18 protein-coding genes and 1 pseudogene are annotated in these 21,474 nt (G+C 51.0%); 16 read left to right on the forward strand and 3 right to left on the reverse strand.

Features of this window, described 5'->3' with window-relative positions; all coding sequences use genetic code 11:
* From FVV99_RS18065 to FVV99_RS18090, 6 genes are all read left to right on the forward strand, one after another.
* Positions 1 to 1,066: glycosyltransferase family protein (locus FVV99_RS18065; RefSeq protein ID WP_236645470.1), on the forward strand; the 1,066-nt coding region annotated here is incomplete at its 5' end.
* 111 nt (positions 1,067 to 1,177) lie between these two features.
* Positions 1,178 to 2,302, forward strand: a complete 1,125-nt coding sequence (gene gmd, locus FVV99_RS18070) for a GDP-mannose 4,6-dehydratase (protein WP_148255522.1) — start codon at positions 1,178 to 1,180, stop codon at positions 2,300 to 2,302.
* A 3-nt stretch (positions 2,303 to 2,305) separates the two neighbouring features.
* A complete protein-coding gene (gene fcl / locus FVV99_RS18075) occupies positions 2,306 to 3,280 on the forward strand; it encodes a GDP-L-fucose synthase (RefSeq protein WP_148255523.1) in 975 nt (324 codons plus the stop codon).
* 37 nt (positions 3,281 to 3,317) lie between these two features.
* A complete protein-coding gene (locus FVV99_RS18080) occupies positions 3,318 to 3,779 on the forward strand; it encodes a GDP-mannose mannosyl hydrolase (RefSeq protein WP_330861143.1) in 462 nt (153 codons plus the stop codon).
* A 19-nt stretch (positions 3,780 to 3,798) separates the two neighbouring features.
* Positions 3,799 to 5,205 (forward strand): mannose-1-phosphate guanylyltransferase/mannose-6-phosphate isomerase, encoded by a 1,407-nt coding sequence (locus tag FVV99_RS18085; RefSeq protein WP_148255524.1) that lies wholly within the window; start codon positions 3,799 to 3,801, stop codon positions 5,203 to 5,205.
* Positions 5,205 to 5,963 carry a glycosyltransferase family 2 protein gene (locus tag FVV99_RS18090; protein WP_201745161.1) on the forward strand — a complete coding sequence of 253 codons (759 nt, stop codon included), beginning with the start codon at positions 5,205 to 5,207 and terminating at the stop codon, positions 5,961 to 5,963. The genes FVV99_RS18085 and FVV99_RS18090 overlap by 1 nt, the downstream gene beginning before the upstream one ends.
* A 570-nt stretch (positions 5,964 to 6,533) precedes the next feature.
* Here FVV99_RS18090 and FVV99_RS18600 read toward each other — a convergent pair.
* Positions 6,534 to 6,791: a hypothetical protein gene (locus FVV99_RS18600; RefSeq protein WP_161599051.1), complete on the reverse strand. Its 258-nt coding sequence runs from the start codon at positions 6,789 to 6,791 to the stop codon at positions 6,534 to 6,536.
* A gap of 574 nt (positions 6,792 to 7,365) precedes the next feature.
* Here FVV99_RS18600 and FVV99_RS18100 point away from each other — a divergent pair.
* From FVV99_RS18100 to FVV99_RS18130, 7 genes are all read left to right on the forward strand, one after another.
* A complete protein-coding gene (locus FVV99_RS18100; RefSeq protein WP_236645472.1) occupies positions 7,366 to 8,499 on the forward strand; it encodes a sugar transferase in 1,134 nt (377 codons plus the stop codon).
* A 258-nt stretch (positions 8,500 to 8,757) separates the two neighbouring features.
* Complete coding sequence (locus FVV99_RS18105; protein ID WP_148255526.1) at positions 8,758 to 9,939, forward strand: DegT/DnrJ/EryC1/StrS family aminotransferase; 1,182 nt, start codon at positions 8,758 to 8,760, stop codon at positions 9,937 to 9,939.
* Positions 9,940 to 9,998: 59 nt separating this feature from the next.
* Entirely contained in the window at positions 9,999 to 11,297 is a 1,299-nt protein-coding gene (locus FVV99_RS18110) for a lipopolysaccharide biosynthesis protein (RefSeq protein ID WP_148255527.1), read from the forward strand.
* A gap of 66 nt (positions 11,298 to 11,363) precedes the next feature.
* Positions 11,364 to 12,692: a UDP-glucose dehydrogenase family protein gene (locus tag FVV99_RS18115; RefSeq protein ID WP_148255528.1), complete on the forward strand. Its 1,329-nt coding sequence runs from the start codon at positions 11,364 to 11,366 to the stop codon at positions 12,690 to 12,692.
* Positions 12,693 to 12,838: 146 nt separating this feature from the next.
* Positions 12,839 to 14,140, forward strand: a complete 1,302-nt coding sequence (locus FVV99_RS18120; RefSeq protein WP_236645473.1) for an O-antigen ligase family protein — start codon at positions 12,839 to 12,841, stop codon at positions 14,138 to 14,140.
* A 99-nt stretch (positions 14,141 to 14,239) separates the two neighbouring features.
* Positions 14,240 to 15,064 carry a hypothetical protein gene (locus FVV99_RS18125; RefSeq protein ID WP_148255529.1) on the forward strand — a complete coding sequence of 275 codons (825 nt, stop codon included), beginning with the start codon at positions 14,240 to 14,242 and terminating at the stop codon, positions 15,062 to 15,064.
* A gap of 95 nt (positions 15,065 to 15,159) precedes the next feature.
* Entirely contained in the window at positions 15,160 to 15,942 is a 783-nt protein-coding gene (locus FVV99_RS18130) for an FkbM family methyltransferase (RefSeq protein ID WP_148255530.1), read from the forward strand.
* Positions 15,943 to 16,522: 580 nt separating this feature from the next.
* Here FVV99_RS18130 and FVV99_RS18135 read toward each other — a convergent pair.
* Positions 16,523 to 17,416, reverse strand: coding sequence for a LysR substrate-binding domain-containing protein (locus FVV99_RS18135; RefSeq protein WP_148255531.1), 894 nt, complete (start codon positions 17,414 to 17,416; stop codon positions 16,523 to 16,525).
* Between the two features lie 173 nt (positions 17,417 to 17,589).
* Positions 17,590 to 18,172, reverse strand: a pseudogene (locus FVV99_RS19150) (IS30 family transposase); the annotation flags it as partial.
* Positions 18,173 to 18,693: 521 nt separating this feature from the next.
* On the opposite strand from FVV99_RS19150, the gene FVV99_RS18140 reads away from it, so the two are divergent.
* Genes FVV99_RS18140 through FVV99_RS18150 form a run of 3 tightly spaced genes read left to right on the forward strand, consistent with a single transcriptional unit; the run spans position 18,694 to position 21,473 of the window.
* On the forward strand, positions 18,694 to 19,794 hold the full coding sequence (locus FVV99_RS18140) for an NAD(P)/FAD-dependent oxidoreductase (RefSeq protein WP_148255532.1): 1,101 nt from the start codon (positions 18,694 to 18,696) through the stop codon (positions 19,792 to 19,794).
* Positions 19,763 to 20,101, forward strand: coding sequence for a (2Fe-2S)-binding protein (locus FVV99_RS18145; RefSeq protein WP_236645474.1), 339 nt, complete (start codon positions 19,763 to 19,765; stop codon positions 20,099 to 20,101). The genes FVV99_RS18140 and FVV99_RS18145 overlap by 32 nt, the downstream gene beginning before the upstream one ends.
* Positions 20,088 to 21,473, forward strand: coding sequence for an NAD(P)/FAD-dependent oxidoreductase (locus tag FVV99_RS18150; protein WP_148255533.1), 1,386 nt, complete (start codon positions 20,088 to 20,090; stop codon positions 21,471 to 21,473). Before FVV99_RS18145 ends, FVV99_RS18150 begins: the two co-directional genes overlap by 14 nt.
* The last annotated feature ends 1 nt before the right edge of the window (position 21,474 follow it).

The following is a 21,474-nucleotide window of genomic DNA, read 5'->3' on the forward strand; positions in this document are numbered from 1 at the left end:
TGCCGCTAACAGGCCGGATATAAGCGTGCAGTCTCACCCCGGCCATGGCGATTCGGGCTTGCACAACGGGACGGGTCCATATAAGCGGTTTTGTTATCGTGTTGTCTATGATGGAATAATTTTTATTTATAGGTTGCTTATGCTATCACCAATAGTTATTTTTTGTTATAGGCGCGGAGTGAGACGTCTTTTCGATTCATTGTTGTGTAATTCAGAGTTTTTGGATTCGGAAGTTTTTGTTTTCTCTGATGGCTTTAAAAATGAAGAAGATAAGCAGGATGTTATAAATGTTAGGGAGCAGTTGAATGAGATCCAAAAATTTAAAATTCTCCATGTGCACGAATCTCCTCATAATAAGGGGTTGGCAGATTCGGTTATACATGGAGTTAGTAAAGTTATTAAAACATATGGTAAGGTCATAGTCTTGGAAGATGACCTAGAAGTTTCTCCTTTTTTTCTCACTTATATGAATGAAGCACTAGACTTTTATAGAGATGACATGCGTTTATGGTCAATTTCAGGTTATGCTCCCCCTGTATTGAATGATATGCATTTGCGCTCTGACGTTTTCCTTTTTCCCCGTGGTTCATCTTGGGGTTGGGCAACTTGGAAAGATCGCTGGGATAAAGTTGATTGGGACGTTAGTAGATTTGATGAATTGAAGAATAGCAAAAAACTAAAAAGGTCTTTTAATAAGGGAGGGGATGATCTTTTTAAAATGTTAGAGCTTCAGGTGCTTGGGAAGATAGATTCATGGGCTATCAGATGGTATTTTTCTCAGTTCGAAAATCAAATGAAAACATTGTACCCTGCATTCTCTTTGGTCAAAAATCATGGGTTTAATGATGGATATGGAACGCATACTACAGGAGGTTATGCTAAATGGGATTCTGAATTTATGATTTCAAAGTTAAATGTTGATTGTGTTGACGAAAGTGAAGATGTCGAGACGAAGATGAAAGCGTATCGTGATATAAGCCTGCTGACAAAGTTTGGCTATTTCACGAGGAAGTATGGTGGTTATCATTTTTTTAAAAAGATTCAGTCATTATTGTTTCGCCATTGATCCTATAATTTTAATTCTTTTTTTATCTGTAGGCCAAGTCTGGACTGTCTTCGAAAAATATGCTTGCTTTACAATCTATTTAAATATTATGCATCATTATGGGAGAGGAAAGTGTGCACCTCTAAAGCCTTGATTACAGGTATTACCGGTCAAGACGGGTCATACCTTGCAGAGTTCCTGCTAGAAAAAGGGTACGAAGTTCACGGTATCAAACGTCGTGCCTCGTTGTTCAATACGGACCGTGTAGATCATATCTATCAAGATCCACACGTTGAAAACCAGAACTTTGTATTGCATTACGGCGATCTGTCGGATTCTTCCAACTTGACTCGCATCATCCAACAGGTACAGCCGGACGAAGTCTATAACCTCGCAGCACAGTCACATGTGGCAGTGAGTTTTGAAGCACCTGAATATACGGCGGATGTCGATGCGCTAGGTACGTTACGTATTCTGGAAGCGATTCGTCTGTTGGGCCTGGAAAAGAAAACGCGCTTCTATCAGGCGTCGACGTCTGAACTGTTTGGCGAGGTGCAAGAGACACCTCAGCGTGAAACGACGCCGTTTCACCCGCGTTCACCTTATGCCGCCGCGAAGCTTTATGCTTATTGGATCACGATCAACTACCGTGAGTCGTACGGTATGTACGCTTGCAATGGCATCCTCTTCAACCACGAGTCCCCACGCCGAGGCGAGACTTTTGTCACCCGCAAGATCACCCGCGGGCTGGCCAATATCGCCCAGGGGCTGGAATCATGCCTCTATATGGGCAATATGGATGCGTTGCGTGACTGGGGCCACGCCAAGGACTATGTACGTATGCAATGGATGATGCTTCAGCAGGAAACGCCTGAGGATTTTGTTATTGCCACCGGAAAGCAGATATCGGTAAGAGATTTCATCCGGATGAGTGCGAAGCAACTTGGTGTGTCATTACGTTTTGAAGGGCAGGGCACTGACGAACAAGCCGTTGTAGACGACATCCAGGGAGACAAGGCACCAGGCCTTGATGTTGGAGATGTGGTCGTTCGTGTCGACCCCCGTTACTTTCGACCGGCGGAAGTCGAGACACTGCTGGGCGATCCTGCCAAGGCCAAGGCAAGACTCGGGTGGGAACCTGAGATTACCGTTGAGGAAATGTGTGAAGAAATGGTTGCAGAGGATCTCAAGGTGGCGAAGCGACATGCGTTACTCAAGCAACACGGCTACGATATCCCGGTGACCATCGAGGGGTGAACTATGGCACGAAACGTCAACCAGACCGTTTTCGTTGCAGGGCATCGTGGGATGGTCGGTTCAGCGGTTGTGCGCCGGCTTCAGGCGGTAGGCTATGAGAACATCCTGACTGCGTCCCATAGCGAATTGGATCTGACCGATCAGGCCCAGGTTGCGACTTTCTTTGCGGAATCCGAGATCGATCAGGTCTACCTGGCAGCTGCCAAAGTAGGCGGTATCCAGGCCAACAACACATTTCCTGCCGAATTTATTCATCACAATCTGATGATTGAGTCGAATGTAATTCATGCAGCTCATCAGGTAGATGTCCAGAAGTTGTTGTTCTTGGGATCGTCATGTATCTACCCCAAGTTTGCCGAGCAACCGATGCGGGAAGAGGCCCTACTGACTGGTGTGCTGGAACCCACCAACGAACCTTACGCGATTGCGAAGATTGCCGGTATCAAACTCTGTGAGAGCTATAACCGTCAGTATGGGCGAGACTATCGCAGTGTGATGCCTACCAATCTGTATGGGCCCAACGATAACTTCCACCCCGAGAATTCACATGTGATCCCGGCGCTACTGCGTCGTTTTCACGAGGCTAAGGTCAATGGTGATCGCGAGGTAGTGGTGTGGGGCAGTGGCAAGCCCATGCGTGAGTTCCTGCATGTCGATGATATGGCCGCTGCGAGTGTGCATGTCATGGAACTCGATCGGCAAACGTATGATGCGCATACCGACCCTATGCTGTCTCACATCAATGTAGGCACGGGGCTTGACTGCACGATTCGTGAGCTGGCCGAAACCGTCAAGCAAGTCACGGGCTTCGAAGGAGCGTTGCGTTTTGATACCAGCAAGCCCGATGGCACTCCCCGTAAGTTGATGGATGTTTCTCGTCTCGCCTCATTGGGATGGCAGGCCAGTATCTCGTTGGAAGAGGGTCTGCGTGACGCCTATGGCTGGTTCTTGGACAACCAGGAGCGGTTTCGTGGGTAAAGGGGGGAACCATAGCGCGCAGGACAGTTGTTCCTGGTTGAATGAATCCGACTTTCATCAAGTGATCGCGCATGCCCCGCTGATTTCGCTCGATTTCATTGTGACTAATACACAAGGCCAATGGCTGCTTGGGCAACGGAGCAACCGGCCCGCTAAAGGTAGCTGGTTCGTTCCCGGTGGCAGAGTTCTCAAGAACGAGACCCTTGACAACGCCGCTCGCCGGTTGACCGAAAACGAACTTGGTCAGATCCATGAGCTGGACGCGATGCGTTTCTTGGGTGTTTATCAACACTTTTATACAGACAGCATAGCGAGTCCCGATGTCAGTACGCACTACGTGGTACTGGCTTACCAGTTTCAGTCATCCTTGGATCTTGAGGTGCTGCCACATCATCAGCATGATCGATATTGCTGGTGGACTGCTGATGCCATTGAGCGCGATGAAAGGGTTCATGACAATACTCGGGCGTATTTGCCGCCTGTGTTATCTATCGTGTAACGAATAAGGTGATTTTTCGATGTTGACGCCTGTCATCATGGCTGGAGGGAGTGGATCGCGCTTGTGGCCACTATCTCGGCAATTGCACCCCAAACAGTTTCTGCCGCTCACGAGTGACAACAGCATGTTGCAAGAAACGCTCGATCGGCTGACACCGCTCGAGCACTGTGCACCGCTATTGATTTGCAATGAGGCGCATCGTTTTTTAGTGGCTGAGCAAGTGCGTCAGGCAGGCGTTAGTGATGCTCGCATCCTGCTGGAGCCGGAAGGGCGCAATACCGCTCCGGCGATAGCGCTTGCCGCACTGCAGGCGTTGGAGCAGGATGGTGATGCCTTGTTGCTCATATTGGCAGCGGATCACCTGATTGAGGATGTGGCGTCATTCCATGCAAGTGTTCACCACGCCCGCGAGCTCGCTGAAACGGGGCAGTTAGTCACGTTTGGCGTGGTGCCGCAACATCCTGAAACGGGGTACGGGTATATTCAGCGTGGTGATGCCCTGGGCAATCAGGGCTTCAAAGTGAAACGTTTTGTCGAAAAGCCCGACCGACCGACAGCAGAGGACTATCTGGCTTCCGGGGACTATTACTGGAATAGCGGTATGTTCCTGTTCCGGGCCGATCGATATCTGGAAGAACTCGAACGCTTCCAGCCGCAGATGGTGACAGCGTGCCGGGCCGCGATGAAAGGCGCCAGTCAGGATCTCGACTTTATTCGGTTGGATGCGGAAGCTTTTAACGCGTGTCCGGCTGATTCCATTGATTATGCCGTGATGGAGCAAACCGAGCACGCTTGCATGACGCCCCTGGATGCAGGGTGGAGTGATATCGGCTCGTGGTCGGCATTGTGGGATGTCAGCGAAAAAGACGATCATGGCAATGCGATACATGGCGATGTCATGATTCAGGATGGCCATAACCTAATGGTGCATGCGGATCACCGTTTGGTCGCGACGGTTGGGGTACATGACTTGGTGGTTGTCGAGACCAAGGATGCTGTGCTGGTTGCCGATAAGAACCGGGTTCAGGACGTGAAGCATATCGTCGAACGGTTAAAAGCCGAAGGGCGTGACGAGCACGCGGATCACCGGGAGGTCTATCGCCCTTGGGGAGTGTACGACTCTATCGATCATGGCCACCGCTATCAGGTGAAGCGTATCACCGTTAAACCAGGCGCTAAGCTGTCGGTGCAGATGCATCATCATCGCGCTGAACACTGGGTTGTCGTTTCCGGTACCGCTCAAGTGACAGTGGGGGAGAACACCTATCTGGTCAGTGAAAACGAGTCGACGTTCATTCCTATCGGTAAGGTCCATGCACTGGAGAATCCCGGAGTCATTCCGCTGGAACTCATTGAAGTTCAGTCAGGATCCTACCTCGGTGAGGATGACATTGTACGTTTCAACGACCGTTATGGGCGCTGTTAATGGATAGTCCTTTGAAAATGTCGGTGATTACCGCTTGCTTTAACAGTGAGGCGACCATTGGTGAAGCCATTGCCTCATTGCAACGACAGAGTTGGCCTGCTGTGGAGCATGTGGTGATTGATGGTGCTTCGAACGATATGACCGTGGCTATTGCTCGCGATACGCTCGGTCAAGTGGATAAGCTGATTTCGGAACCTGATCGTGGGATCTATGATGCGTTGAACAAGGGCATTACCCATGCTAGTGGCGAAGTCATCGGTTTTCTTCACTCAGACGATCTCTACCCCCATGATGATGTGCTTAACCAGGTGGCCTCCTGCTTCGAGGATCCAGGTGTGGGGGCTGTCTATGGGGATTTGGAGTATGTGGACAGCGATGATCCCGATAGAGTGATTCGCTACTGGAAGTCTGGATCCTTTTCACCTGGTAAGCTCAAACGTGGTTGGATGCCACCACATCCGACGTTCTTCATGCGTCGGACGCTGTACGATGAGTTGGGTGGATTTGATCTAGCTTACCGTATTGCCGGTGATTACGACGCGTTATTGCGCTACCTGGGGAGCGAGCAGGTGAGCGTTCTCTATCTTCCAGAGGTTTTGGTGAAGATGCGGGTTGGAGGGGCCAGTAACGGTAACCTGAAGCAAATCTTGCGCAAGTCGAAAGAGGATATCTCAGCCATGCGCCACCATGGCATTAATCCTCTAGTGGCTCTGCCTTACAAAAATCTCTCCAAGATTCCCCAGTTTTTTGTTCGATGAGTCTGACGCATTCAGAGACTATCAACCTAACGTTCACAAGACGGCTTTATCTGGCCGAAGTAACAACTGGCGATACTGGTGGTGGCCGATGGTCGCAACTGCTGTGATCCGGTTGCTCTGAAGCAAGCGAGGCTGCTCGATTCAGCCGTTAAGGCTCGGCTCGCCAAGCCGAGCCTCTTACCACACTGATTAGTGACGTGTGGGCAGGGGATGACTCACTCATCCAGTGAAAAGAAATCACCGGCCTTGTCCCGGTCGCGCCTCTGAAGATGCCACTTAGGGCGGTGTCAGTGAGGGTGGCAAGGACGGACCAGCCGGCTCCCCATCCGCCGACTGGAACGTACTCGCCGGTCTGGAAAAGGACACCCTCGCCAAATCCTCGTGCAGATCATCGGTTACTCGTCGGGCATACCGTCTCAGATACGGTTCGTTGAGGCGTACAGGAAACAGTCGGCATCAACGTCACCCTGACGACGGATGATCCGGCTCAGCACCTGTCGGGAAGGCTGCTCGGTCCGGGGCGACTGAGGTAGCAACACACCTGCAGGCGAGGGATATCGACGCCCTCGCTCACCATTCCCACCGACACGATCCATTGGGTGCTGTCATCGCGAAAGGCTTGCAGACGCGCATGCGCGCTACCTTGCTGGTGATTAGGCACACCGTCTGCTGCCGATCCTCCAGGGCCTCGGCGATGGCATCGGCATGTGCAATGTCGGCGGCAACCACCAACCCGGCGGCCCCCGAATCCCATTCGCGAAGTGCTCCCAGCTTGGGCGAGGAGCGATCACCAGTGAATGTGGGGGGATTGCGTGGATAAACTTTCAATTGCGGGACTTTACATGGAAATGAAGCGTTTGGCGTGGTACATTTCTTACGCAACGGTGGTGCCGGTTGGGTTGTGTTTAGAGGCTTGAATTATAACTAATTTTTCGCTGTCATCTGCCATGCTTAGTCAATTGGCATAGTTAGCTTGGGTTGGGTATCGATGCATGTGTATGTTGGGTATCGATGCATGTGTATAGAGCGTAGTCGCTGTAGATACCATTTAGAATGATAAATGATGTCCAGATCGTAATTGATGCTGGTGGGCGTTCGAGTTGCCTCACCTTGCCTCTTATGCGGGCTCTATGCATGATCACCACACCTTGCGTGGGAAGCGAGGTCTGAAATGTGCATCAGCATATTTGGAAATTGCAGGCACTCTGTTTGTTGGTTACAAGTCATTTTCTGAAATCATTAGTGTGTTAGTAGAGGTCCTGTGACTGAGCATTATCAAAGGCGGCATTCTAAGTGGTATGAAAAGCTGCTATTAGGCATCCCCTTTCAGTTGGTCGTAGGTCTGCCCCTTGTCGTTTTTCTCCCTTCGCTCGAACGTTGGGGCTGGGAATTCTGGAATTATATGCCGGATGTCCGCCGCAACACCATCGCGGCGATCATTCTGGCATTTCTTGGCATTCTGTTTACCCTGCGACGCTTGGCCCGTTTTCCGGGAGCTCAGGTTGCCGCTTACATTACCCCGACCGTGTCGATTTACTTCTTGGTCATGATCGCGGTGCTGTTCTTTACGCGAGAGGGGTATACCCGCCAGGTAATGCTAAGCGGCTATTTAGCGTGCTTGGCTTGGTTTTTTGCGGGTTACTTCATCGGCAAACGGTTTCGGTGTTTGAAGCTGGCAGTGGTACCGTATGGTGAAGCGCTGAACTTGAAGGGGACACGCCAGGTCGAGTTGCGCTGCTTAATGGAGCCGCAGCTTGATAGTGTACGCTTCGATGGTATCGTGGCCGATCTTCGCTCTGATGAGTTAGGGCCAAGGTGGGAGAAGTTTCTCGCCAAGTGTACGCTGAATCGTATTCCCGTTTACCACATCAAGCAAATCAAGGAATCCATTACCGGGCGGGTGCGTATCGATCACTTGTCCGAGAACGAGTTTGGCTCGTTGTTGCCGTCGCCCTTTTATGGGGGCTTCAAGCGCCTGGTAGATTTCATGGTGGCGTTGGCGCTCTTGCCGGTACTGGCACCTGTCATGCTGGTGACAGCGGTCTGGATTCGCCTGGATAGCCCTGGCCCGGCGATTTTCGTGCAAAAGCGCATGGGGTATCGCGGTGTGCCGTTCAATGTTTATAAGTTTCGCAGTATGCGGTGTGACATGAAAGGCAAGGGCTATACTCAGAGCGATGACGATCCTCGGATAACCCGGGCAGGGCGGATCATTCGTAAGTATCGCATTGATGAACTGCCACAGCTTTTCAATGTGTTGAAAGGGGAGATGAGCTTTATCGGCCCGAGGCCGGAGTCTATGGAGCTTTCCGAGTGGTACGAAGAGGCGGTGCCGTTCTTCAGTTATCGGCATATCGTGCGACCAGGCATTTCGGGGTGGGCCCAGGTGGAGCAAGGATATGCGGCCGAGGTGGATGGCATGACCACCAAGCTGCAGTACGATTTTTATTACATCAAGCATTTTTCGCTGTGGATTGATCTACTGATTCTGTTCAAGACGGTGAGGACCGTGTTGACAGGGTTTGGGGCGAGGTAGCTGTATTGCCGGGGTAATTGTCGGCCGGTCGGCCGACATCGCGGCCGACATCGCGACTGAAGTCGCTCCTACGAAAAACCGCGCTGGGGTTGTTGGAGTGGTTTTAACCGCGAAGCATGGCGGTGGGCCCTGCTGGAAGCGGTACCACCAGGCGTTTGGCACCCCATCGCGACTGAAGTCGCCTCTACAAAGTTATTGGCTACGTTTGGTGCGTAATGGGCACTCATACTCTTTGACTTCTATTTCACGGGTAGTGAAATGCTGAATGGACCTTTTTCGCCCTGGCCTTCCTTCACTCAGGAAGAAGCCGAGGCGGTGCAGCGCGTCTTGCTTTCCAACAAGGTCAGTTACTGGACCGGGCAGGAGGGGCGCGAGTTCGAACGTGAATTCGCCGCCTTCGCGCAAACCGACCATGCCATTGCCGTGGCTAATGGCACCAATGCGCTGGATCTGGCCCTGAAGGGCTTGGGCATTGGCGAAGGCGATCACGACGAGGTGATCGTGACCTCGCGCACGTTCATGGCCTCGGCCTCCTGCATTGCCACGGCGGGGGCCGTGCCGGTATTCGCCGATGTCGATCGCGATTCGCAGAACATTACGCCGCAAACGGTGGCGGAGAAAATCACCCCTCGCACACGGGCGATCATTGCCGTGCATCTGGCCGGCTGGCCCTGCGAGATGGAAGGGCTGATGGCGCTGGCCGAAGAATACGGCCTGCATGTGATAGAGGATTGCGCCCAGGCGCACGGGGCGGTTTACCGTGGCCGCAGTGTGGGTAGCATCGGCCATGTCGGCTGCTGGTCGTTCTGTCAGGACAAGATCATGACCACCGGCGGTGAGGGCGGCATGGTCACCACGAACGACCGGGCACTCTGGAAACGCATGTGGGCCTACAAGGACCACGGCAAGAGTTGGGATGCCGTCTACGAACGTGAACACCCGCCGGGATTTCGTTGGCTGCACGAGAGTTTCGGCACCAACTGGCGGCTGACCGAGATGCAATCCGCCATCGGCCGCATACAGCTTGCGCGCATGCCGGAATGGAAAGCGGCCCGCCAGGCAAACGCCGGGCGTATTTGGCAGGCGGCCGGTGAATGCAGGGGCCTGCGAGTACCTGAAGTACCGGGTTACATCGAGCACGCAGCCTACAAGTGCTATGTGTTCGTCGAGCCGGGCGAACTCGGGGAAGGCTGGAACCGCGAGCGGATCATCAGTGAGATCGTGGCGCGCGGCGTGCCCTGTTTTTCAGGCTCATGTTCGGAGGTCTACCGGGAAAAGGCCTTTGATTGGCACCCAGGCCAGCCCGAACAACCCTTGCCCGTCGCCCGGGAGCTCGGCGAGACCAGCCTGATGTTCCTGTGCCACCCGACATTGACCCGCGCCGAGATCGATAAGACGTGTAGTGTGCTGGCCGATGTCATGAAGGAAGCGGCAGTCTAGTGGCTCAACTTATTCCGCACTCGATCGTTAATCGATTACCCGCCAGGTTCAAAGGGGAGATGGCCTTTGCCCTGATCCGCACGTTTATCGCCCGGGGGATCGCTGCGTTAGGCAGCCTGGCACTGGTTATTGTCATCGGTCGGTTATATGGGGCGGCAGGTGTTGGTGTTTTTGCTTTAGCGCAAAGCATTATCATTGGCGCTGGGACACTGGCTCGCTATGGCATGAATCATGCCATCATGCGCTTTGTCGGTCAGGATTATCATTCGCCACATGTGATGGTGTATTTGTACTGGGGCTGCAAAAAAGCGTTATTGCTGAGTGCTATTGCGGCACTGATTATCTTTTTCGGTCGATATTACTTGGAGAGTATTTTCGATGCTGAAGGGCTGTCAACGGTTCTAGTCGGTATTGCTATCGCAACGCCGGCATTTACCTTGGGATTTTTACTTTCCGGGTTTTTCAAGGGCATACGTATGCCGGCGACTGCCAGTTTGCTGGAGAATGGATCGGTAGCTTTGATAGCTGGCGGGCTGGTATTGTTGTTTCACTGGCTTTCTATCGGTGAGGGTATCAATACCATTGGGTGGGCATATGCGCTTGCCGCCTGGCTGGTTGTGATTCAGGGAGCTGCACAGGTTTGGAGTTGGGGGCGTCGTCAAGCGTGGTCTAATAGTCCCAATCGACATGAGCCGGACGTCACTAGAGAGGAATTCTCTGCCTCTTCACGTGCTTTTTTGGTGTTAAGCTTGGCGAATTTTATGCGATCAGTGTTGTCAATACTGATCGCGGGTTGGTTACTTAGTAGCAGTGAGTTGGGAGTGTTTAAATCGACCCAACAAATGGCTATGTTGATCAGTTTTATTTTGATTGTGATCAATGCCATCTTCCCACCACGATTCGCGAGCCTATACCATCAAGGAAAATTGGAGGCGCTCGGGCGCCTTGCTCGCCAAGGGGCCTTGATTGGCGTGCTGATCGCTGCCCCCCCATTGTTGGCTTGCTTGCTGTTTCCCGGCTGGATACTGGGGCTCCTTGGTGATGAGTTCGTGGCAGCGTCGCCATTGCTAAGGCTGATTGCTTTGGCACAATTGATCAATGTGGCTACCGGGTCGGTCGGTTTCCTGCTTAACATGACAGGCCATGAACCCTTGATGCGTAACATCGCGCTTAGCTGTAATGCCATCGGGTTGTTGCTGTTTTTCGTGCTGATTCCACCCTTTGGCCCGATGGGGGCGGCTATGGCGCTGGCCTTCGTCTTGGTGGTACAAAACCTGGTGGCCTTGTTCTATGTGTGGCGGCGGCTGCGTATCTGGACGCTGCCGGCGCCCAATGTATTGAAGTGGTTGGGTGTGTAATCATATTGGCCCAACGGCACACTGAATTTCAGGTCGTTTGTTTTAACTTTCAGGATTGTTGCATAAATGAATATCACGGTTTTCGGTACGGGCTATGTCGGCCTGGTGCAGGGGGCGGTACTGGCGAATGCCGGGCATCACGTGATCTGCGTGGATGTGGATGCCGATAAGGTCGATCAATTGAACCAGGGCAACGTGCCGATCTATGAGCCCGGCCTGGAGCCGATGGTGAAGGAACTGCATGCAGCCGGGCGGCTGGATTTCACCACCGATGCGGCGCAGGGCGTGGCGCATGGCGATGTGCAGTTCATCGCCGTGGGCACTCCGCCGGACGAAGACGGCAGTGCGGACCTACAGTATGTGCTGAAGGTGGCGGCGACCATCGCCGAGCATATGGAGGCGCACCGCATCGTGGTCGATAAATCCACCGTGCCGGTGGGCACGGCGGCGAAGGTGTCGGCGTGCATGGCCGAGGTGCTGGCCACGCGGGGCCGCAGCGACCTGACGTTCGATGTGGTCTCCAACCCGGAGTTCCTGAAGGAAGGCTCCGCCGTGGCGGATTGCCAGAAGCCGGATCGCATCATCGTCGGTACCGAGAGCGAGCACACCGAAGAGGTGATGCGCGAGCTTTACGCGCCCTACAACCGCAATCATGAAAAGATCATCGTCATGGATGTGAAGAGCGCCGAGCTGACCAAGTATGCGGCCAATTGCATGCTGGCGACCAAGATCAGCTTCATGAACGAGATCGCCAATCTGGCCGAGCGGCTGGGGGCGGATATCGAGATGGTCCGCCAGGGAATCGGCAGCGATCCGCGCATCGGCTATCACTTCATCTATCCCGGTGTGGGGTATGGCGGTTCCTGCTTTCCCAAGGACGTGCAGGCGTTGATTCGCACGGCGGGCGAGATCGATTTCGATGCGCGGGTGCTCAAGGCGGTGGAGTCGCGCAACAACGAACAGAAGACCACGCTGTTCCAGAAGATTCATCGTCATTACGCCGGCGAGCTGGAAGGCAGGACCTTCGCGCTGTGGGGGTTGGCGTTCAAACCCAATACCGACGACATGCGTGAAGCGCCCAGCCGGGTGTTGATGGAAGCGTTGTGGGAGGCCGGTGCCAACGTGCAGGCCTACGACCCGGAAGCGATGGAAGAAACCCAGCGCATTTACGGCAACCGCGACGACCTGACGCTATGCGGCACCAAGGAAGCGGCCCTGAAGGGCGCGGATGCCCTGGTGATCGTGACCGACTGGCAAGTGTTCAAGGCCCCGGATGTCGAGTTGATCCAGCAGCAGTTGAAGGAACCGACGATCTTCGATGGCCGCAACCTGTACGACCCGAAGCGCATGCAGCGTAAAGGGTTCCGGTATTATTCCGTGGGCCGGCAAGGGTAAGAACAAGGGGGCGCCTGCCGGCGCCCATCGCGATTGAAGTCGCTCTTGCTGCAATTTGGCATGAAGGGCGACATGCACTGTGGTAATATCGCGGAATCGGGCGCCTTGTGGCGCCCTTTCTTTTATTATGGAACATGAATAGATCAATGACGATAACGGTGGATGGTTTGGTAACTCGGCCCGGTACCATGTCTTGGGGGAGGCTTTATACGAGTGTGTCGGTATTCCTGCTGGGAGCGTTGGCTCTGGTCGCGCCCACTGGGTATTCCTATGGCTCGGTGTTGTTGTTACTGGGGAGTGCCGGTCTACTTGTTTCCCGCCCACCGATGCACGTTAACCGGGAAGATCGGGTAATGATCGTCACCTTGATGGGATATGGGCTACTAGCCATGGGCTTTGCCTGGATAGGCGGCGAAGGCGTACGTGGTTTCGATAAGCCGTTGCGTTTCTTACTGGCGGCGCCGATAGGATTGTTGATATTGGCCTACCCACCGAAATTGTCGTGGTTATGGTGCGGTATGGCGGTAGGGGCTGTGGGAGCGGGGATCCTGTCAGGATGGGAGAAGTTGATTGCCGATGTACCACGCCCCGGTGGGTTCGGTCAGCCGATCCAGTTTGGAAACATTGGCATGTTGATGGGGGTGCTCTGCCTGTCTGGATTGGGGTGGGCAGTCGTTCAGAAACGTCGCCGGTGGTGGGTCGGCTTGCTGATTCTCGGTGCCGTAGGTGGGTTTTTGGCGTCTATTTTCTCAGGGAGTCGCGGCGGTTGGGTGGGGCTGCCATTAATGTTGGTGGTGCTTTACTGTGCTTATGGCCGTGAGATTTCCGCTTGGTGTCGAATTGTTGCAGTAGGGGCCATCGTGGGGCTATTCCTGCTGGTTTGGGCTATTCCTCAGATAGGGGTACAGCATCGTGTCGAGCGGGCCGTTTCCGAGATCCAGCTATATATTTCGGGCGAGCAGCTAACCTCCTCGATCGGCAATCGTTTTGAAATGTGGCGTGGTGCGGGCCATCTTTTTGTCGAGAAACCACTGCTAGGATGGGGAGATGAAAAGTATCGTCAGGCCATGAAACAATTGGCAGACGAAGGGGTAATACAGCCCAAGGCTGCTAGCTATGGACATGCCCACAACGAGTTCGTTGACCATGCGGCCAAGCACGGAGTGATAGGATTGCTTGCCATCATTGGTTTGTATGGCGTGCCGATCGTCTTGTTCTGGCCGGGGCTGAAGGCGAAGTCGAGCGATACTCGTGCATTGGCTGCAGCCGGCATGACGGTATCGGTTGGATTCATTGGCTTCAGCTTGACCCAGGGGATGATGTCCCACAATAGCGGCGCGATGGTCTATGCGTTCTGGTTGGCGACTTTCTGGGGATGTTATAGCGCATCTATGCACCACTCGTCGCTGCCCGGCGCCTTGCATCAAGCAACCAGGGATTCGGTTTGAATGGCGGTTGAGGTGATAAAACGAATTTTCTGTCGGGCGAGAAAACTGCCGGCTCCCCCGGCCAGGGACCCGGCCTTTGCGTCACTGGAAGACGCGCGTATGTATTGGTCCGTTCAACGTGCCCGATTACAGACGGCGATACGATCCGTTTTCCAGGCCATAACGCTGCCACTTGAGAAGCTGTTGTTGTGGGCTTGGGAGCATCTGTTACCGGGAAGTCGCTGGATCGAGAAGGCGGGACTTCCCAGGCGTGCGGTAGAGCAGCGCTTGGGTACTGACCTTTTGATTCATGTCGATCCTCGGCAATTGATACGCGGGAAGGGTTGGCAAGGGGTTCCAGCGCAATGTCGCCCGTCATCATCGGCATTTATCTGGGATGGCGATTGGGATTTGCGTCGAGGGGACTTGCGTCACGGTTCTCGATATCGACTGATCAGTGACCTGGCCTCGCACCGGAAAAACTTGCGCGAGTCTGAACAGTACAAGGTATTGAAGCTGCGTCTGGATGATGGGGTGCCGTTTGCATCGCATCAGCAGGGCATCCTGCTGGACTCGGAAGAGCGAATCCTCAACTATTTACAGGTCTATTTGAGCTTTCTGGATGATATGGCCGTGCGGGGTTTCGATTCCGCTCGTGGCAAGGACTGGCTGGGTGTCGCTGTTAGTCGGGAAGGTCGCTTGCTCAAGATCAACCGGGGGTTGCATCGTCTGGCCATGGCTCAGTGGTTAGGGCTTCCTTCAGTCCCGGTGAGAGTGATGGCAGTGCACCATGAATGGTGGCAGCAGGTAGTGGGTAACGCCAAGGGCCACGAGGCCTGGCAACGGTTGGCACGCGCATTATCTCACTGTAAGGCGGAAACACGGCCGGGCGAATTGGATCCTATTGCTTGGCCAGACGATTTCGAATGGCCCGCTTCTTCGTGAGGATGCTAGTCAAATTTTTCTAGCCTAGAAGATAGTTTCGTTTACATGGTTTTTATTGATATTGATAAGAGATTTTTGCGAAACAGGGGGAGGTGATGAACTTTAGAACTTTGAAAAATATCAGAAAACGGGGAGTTTTAGGGTCTTTAAAAAGACTGTTATTAAAAATCAGGTGGAAGGTGATTAAGCTTATTAATGTGGAAGCTCCCCGTTCAGCTTATGGGCCATCTTTTTATCGTAATTACCATGATGCGACGTTTCAGTACTATATGAGGGGTAGCTACGGTTTCTTTCTGGCAAGGCTGTTAAGATCTATTGACAGCCCCTTCGTATTTGTAGACATAGGTTCCAATCAAGGGCTTTACTCTATCCTTTCGGCGAGAAATGATGCTTGTTTTCGGGTGTATTCATTTGAACCTGTTAAAAAGACATTTTATTTGCTAAAGAAAAATATAGATATAAATGATCAAGCGAATAAGGTCAAGCCTTTAAATTATGCGGTCAGCGATGAAGAAGGTCAGAAGAATATATATTTGAGCCCGCAGCACTCAGGTGCTGCTTCAATAGAAGCCATTCGTCCCTTTTCTGATTTTGAAACCATCACATGCTGTTCTTATGTTTTTTTGAATGATTTGATTGAAGAGGGTTTTGATATTTTCATCAAAATTGATACTGAAGGCCATGAGCCGACAGTTGTTGATGAGCTTATGAAAACTGATTTTTGGAAAAAGGTAACACGTCTATTTTTTGAAGTAGATGAAAATTGGTACGATAGTGCGGTGATGATTGAAAAGCTTGGTGAAAGCGGGTTTGTGGAAAAATGGAGAACGCCCACTCGCTCACACCACTACGATTTATATATGGAGCGCTTGACCTAGTACGATGCTGGTAGGTCTATTCTGGCTGGTTACAGTTCAACTTTCCAAATTGTGTATTCGATATTCTAGGTTACGCGGAATCAGTCGGAGCGCTTTCGCGATACTGGTATGGTAATCGTTCGTTGGTGCATAAATAGGCACCTGTCGCCGTGTGATTCCGTGGCGGCATTGGATAATAACGCGTTCCAACTACGCCGGGGCGGTGAGGGGAGAGGGCGGCCATGCCGAAGTCGCTCCTACCTGGAATCGGCTGCGGGTATTGTAGGAACGGTTTGAACCGCGATACAGAGCGGTGAGCCCGGCCTGGGTAACACAGCCAATCGCGACACTGCCAGTTCCTTCAGGGTAACCGGCACCCCATCCAGCGAGCCCTGCGGCTCAGCTCTCGCCTAATTGTCTGGATCGTATACATTCAACGCGTTCAGGCTCCCGCCCATTGCTCGATATGTCGAATCAGTTCGTCGGCAGGTCGAGTGGTGACAAGGTCTTCTAGCGATAAGTGGTCAGCAACATGGCTTGGCGGTATTGCCATGGATACCTGCTGACTGCAATAGTGCAGCAGTTTGATGATGAATTTAGGTTACTCCAATTTATTGTCTAACATCGAATCAACAAGTTCTAAAAAGTTCTTGGCTAACCTTGAAGGTGGACGATAACTCGGAAGAACTGCGCTATAGTGAAATTCAATGACTTCGCTTAATGGCTTAGCTATCAACCCTCTACTACTATAAGTCTTTGCGGTTAAAGGGTCGACTATCGAAACGCCACCACCATACATCACCATTTCACACGCGACACTTGAAAGTTGCGTGTCCAGCCTGATTTTCCTTTTTACTCCTTTGTCATGGAAGACTTGATCGATGAAAGGGCGTGAATCCTGGTTCTGTCCAAAGGAAACAAAATTTTCACCTTCGAAGTCTTCAATATCTATATAGTCTTTTGATGCCATCCAATGATCAGCAGGCATCACTACTTTCATACGACTCGACTTTAAGTGAACAACATCAACAGAAGGGTCCTCAATATTAAGGCCTATAAACCCTATGTCACACTGCTGAGTTGCCATCCAGTCTAAGACCCTCTGAGAGCTATGGGCTTGCAGCGTAATTGTCACTCCCTCATTGATCTCAGAAAATTCTTTTACTGCTTCAGGAAGCAAGAATGTAGTGATTGCAGGCATCCCGGCAACGAACAGTTTGCCAGTTCTAAACTCTTTTATCTCTCGTGCGGACTCTGCTACTTTTTCAAGCCCGGTAAAAACTTTCTCAACATCATCAAAAAATGCCATAGCTTCCGGTGTTGGAACCAAACGCCCTTTATCGCGTTGGAATAATGAAAACCCAACATTATATTCAAGGTCTGAAATTAACCTGCTGGCAGCGGGCTGAGATATATGCATAGACTTTGCTGCATGAGTGACAGTTCTATATGTCATTACAGCCCGGAATGCCTCTATTTGTTTGAGGTTTATCATAAATAATTGCCTTGAACCTTACATAAAATTAGCAAGCTAAACATAATGCAAGATTTTTGCCTTCGAAGCAAGCATACCATCATGGAGCTTGCTCAGCTTATGAATTATGTGAAAAATCGATAACGATTGACTGCTAACCCGCGATTCAACGCATAAGCGCAGCATTCCGGTATTTAGTGCCCTGAGTATTCTCCCGGAAATACTTGTGCCGGTGTTCGATCATTGAGCCGTACCCGGTGCAGTCGCTAGGTACCTGTCACTTGCCGAAAATCGGTTCCCTTGGGGAATACTGTCGAATCCGGCCATTGCTGTTTTCATCGGTCCCGCTATGCCCGGAACAATAGGGAGAGCGGAAGTCGACCTCTGCTATCAAATTCTGGCCCGCTTTCATGGTTGGCGAAATCCTCAGCCACCATCCAGCGTGATGGTCTTTGCGGCCCCTCGCCGAGGCTTGAGTCACCGAATCATGGGCTTCTCTGTCAGTTCGGCAGTGACATGGGATAACCATGCGGTCAGTAGACACCCTCTGCGGCGCTCGACCAGGGAGACGAGCCTCTATTGCTTGTGTCCTTTGAGCGCCGCATTGCCCTCCCAGTGATCCATCGCGAGCCGATCAGCAGCGTCAGGAGAACCATCCTCGTTGCCGACCCGGTTCGGGATCTTGCCAAGTCCCTCACTCGTTGTCCGTGCGGCAGTACTTGTCTACCGCAGGTGTCGCCACTGATTGCCACGGTGCGCTTTATCATCCACGACAATGAGTCGATCCATAGAAGGCTTACGTACCCCCCTCGTCATCCACACTGTCCATTAAGCTACTGACTCGCTGTGAGGCTGCAGCCTCATTCTTCTTCACTCGGTTTGGCCACTCCGCAAGTGAGGTTTGGCAACCCTGGATGCTTTTGGCTCGGCGCATTCGTTATTCCCTAAAAAGGGAAGCTTTCTCGTTGCCGGTAGAGTATAGCGTCTATAGTTGATCCGATCGTCAGTAACTCTGCATTTATAAATACGTTAGTAGGACCTTGAGTATCACTAAGTTAAAAGCCATAACATTACGTTATGGCCAATGGAAAAATGTGAATTGTTCATGAGCGAAAATCAATGCTAGTTTCTCATAAAGGTAATTGAGTCAATTTTTTCCAATAGCTTATTATAAAAGATACTTGGTGAGTTTGTGAGTTATTATTATTTTTCCATTTTTTTGTCGAAAGGAAATGGAGTTTCCATTAAGAGGTCCGGCGAGCCTGTTAAATGTGGCGACCATGAGATATGGGTGTGATATGCACAATTACGATTTTGCAATCGTGGGAGCAGGCCTTGTAGGCAGTGCAATTGCTTATGGGCTATCCAGTAAAGGCTATAGTGTTGCCATTATTGATGAAGGTGATGTGGCATTTCGTGCTTCCCGAGGAAATTTCGGATTGGTTTGGGTGCAAGGAAAAGGTTTTGACAAGCCTCGGTATTCTGAATGGAGCATGAGATCAGCAGAACTTTGGTATGGCTTTTCAGAAGAGCTTTCAAACCTCACAGGGATATCTCCACATTATCAATCTCCTGGAGGCGTCCACTTATATTATGATAAAAAGGAAATGGACTCCGGACGTAAGAAGTTGGATTATATAAATAAAGAGACTGGTGGGAAGTTTGACTACAAAACGTTGGATAGAGACTCATTAAAGGAATTGATTCCTGAGGTGGGTAAAAGTGTTGTAGGTGCAACATGGTCTCATTGGGATGGTCACGCTAATCCACTTCTTCTCTTAAAAAGCCTTCATGCCGGTTTAAATCACTACAAGGTAAAAATTTTTACAGGGGACAAAGTACACGCGATCAAGCAAGACAATGGTGGATTTTCCGTAGATGGAAAATCCGGAAAGATTTCAGCCGGCCGTGTGGTATTGGCAGCTGGGCTTGCAAATAAAGACCTGGCTAAATTCGTGGGACTCAAAGCGCCCGTATCACCAAATCGCGGTGAGATTCTTGTAACAGAAAAAATGAGGCCGCTTTTGAACTTGCCTACTACTTTCTTGCGTCAAACTAATGAGGGAACCGTGCTTATGGGTGACTCTCATGAGGATGTCGGATTCGATGACGGGACCGATAGTTCCATAATGAGTAACATCGCGTCGAGAGCAGTTCGTGCCTTACCGGCATTAGAGGATGCAAGAGTAGTAAGAGCTTGGGGGGCATTACGAGTGATGACACCGGATGGTTATCCAATATATCAAGAGTCCGAAATGTGTCCAGGGGCATTTGTAGTATGTTGTCACAGTGGTGTGACACTGGCGGCAGCGCACTCTAAACTTTTAACAGAGTGGATTTCTGGGTCAGATAAGCCACGGGAAATTGATGATTTTATTTCCGAGAGGTTTTATGTTTAAAAGGTTGAATGCGGTTAGCCTGAATTACCGAGAAGATGTTGTCTTTTTCTATGAAGGAAAAAGTTATGTCGCTAAAAAAGGCGATACAGTTGCCGCTGCAATGCTAGCGAATGGATTTGATGTTTTTAGAACCACCCCTGTTAGCGATTCTCCTAGAGCGCCATACTGCATGATGGGAGTCTGCTTTGAGTGCTTACTAGAAATAGATGGAGTACCTAACGTGCAATCCTGTCAAACAGAGGTTGCTGATGGAATGACTGTTAAACCTCAGTGTGGAGCGAGGAGGCTTGGCTGTGAACCATCATGAAGTTGTTGTCATCGGAAGTGGACCTGCAGGTATGGCTGCAGCCAATACTCTTTTGAAATATGGCTTAAAGCCGGCTGTGATTGATGAACAACCTGCGCCGGGTGGTCAAATTTATAGGTCTATTGGTGAGTCACCAATACGGGATTCAAATGTTTTAGGAAAAGATTATTGGTATGGCAAAAAGTTAGTTGGTACGTTTAACAATCCTGATATTGACTACTACCATTCAACCTCAGTATGGCAGATTACAAAAAATCTTGAAATTGGTGTGTTGAAAAATGATCATGCCTGGATGATCAAGGCGAAGTATGTGATCCTTGCCACAGGTGCAATTGAGCGGCCCTGCCCGATTGTCGGCTGGACTCTACCCGGAGTGATGACCGCTGGAAGTGCTCAAATATTATTGAAGTCTTCTGGAGTGGTGCCGAGTGGTCCATTAGTTTTAGCTGGTAGTGGTCCTTTGCTATACTTATTGGCCGCGCAATATATTAGAGCCGGTGTAGATATTTCCACAATACTAGAAACGACTCCAAAGAAAAATTATATTAAGGCATGCAGGTATTTACCTAAATCATTATCAAACTATAAAGATATAGTCAAAGGTGTCGGACTAATTAATGAGATTAGGAAAGCGGGAGTGTCTCATGTAAAAAATGTCATTGACATTCGAGCTGAAGGCAATGGTGAATTAGAAAAAGTTGTATGGAAAGAGAGCGGTGGGAGTGGCTGGAAAAGTACTAATGCCGCTACGCTTCTACTCCATCAGGGAGTTGTGCCTAATACGCAAATTACCCGTGCTATAGGGTGTGAACATTATTGGGATGACGTGCAACTCGCTTGGAGGCCAAAAATCGATAACTGGTGCGAAACCAGTATAAAGAAACTGGCCGTGGCAGGTGATGGGGCTGGAATCGTTGGGGCTAGGGCATCAGAAATTCAAGGAAAAATTTCTGCTCTTGGTGCAGTTATGTCGCTGAATAGTCTTAGTGGTTTTGAGATAAAAAAAGAGTATGACTATTTAAAAGCAATGCTAAAAAGAGAGTGTTCTATACGACCCTTCCTGGACACATTGTACAGGCCCAGTGCCGATTGGCGCCTTCCCTCTGATGATACAACGATATGCCGATGTGAAGAAGTCACGGCTGGTGAAATCAAAGAAGCTGCCAAGCTTGGTTGTAAGGGGCCGAATCAAACCAAGTCATTTACTCGATGTGGCATGGGGCCCTGCCAAGGAAGGGTATGCGGCCCGATGGTTAGTGAGATATTGGCCTCTGTGAATGGGCAAAGTATTGATGATACTGGCTACTATAGACTTAGACCTCCGTTCAAGCCAATCACTCTTGGTCAGTTGGCTCATGCAGCAGAGGAATAAA

The organism is Aidingimonas lacisalsi (assembly GCF_008079445.1).
Taxonomy (GTDB): Bacteria; Pseudomonadota; Gammaproteobacteria; order Pseudomonadales; family Halomonadaceae; genus Aidingimonas; species Aidingimonas lacisalsi.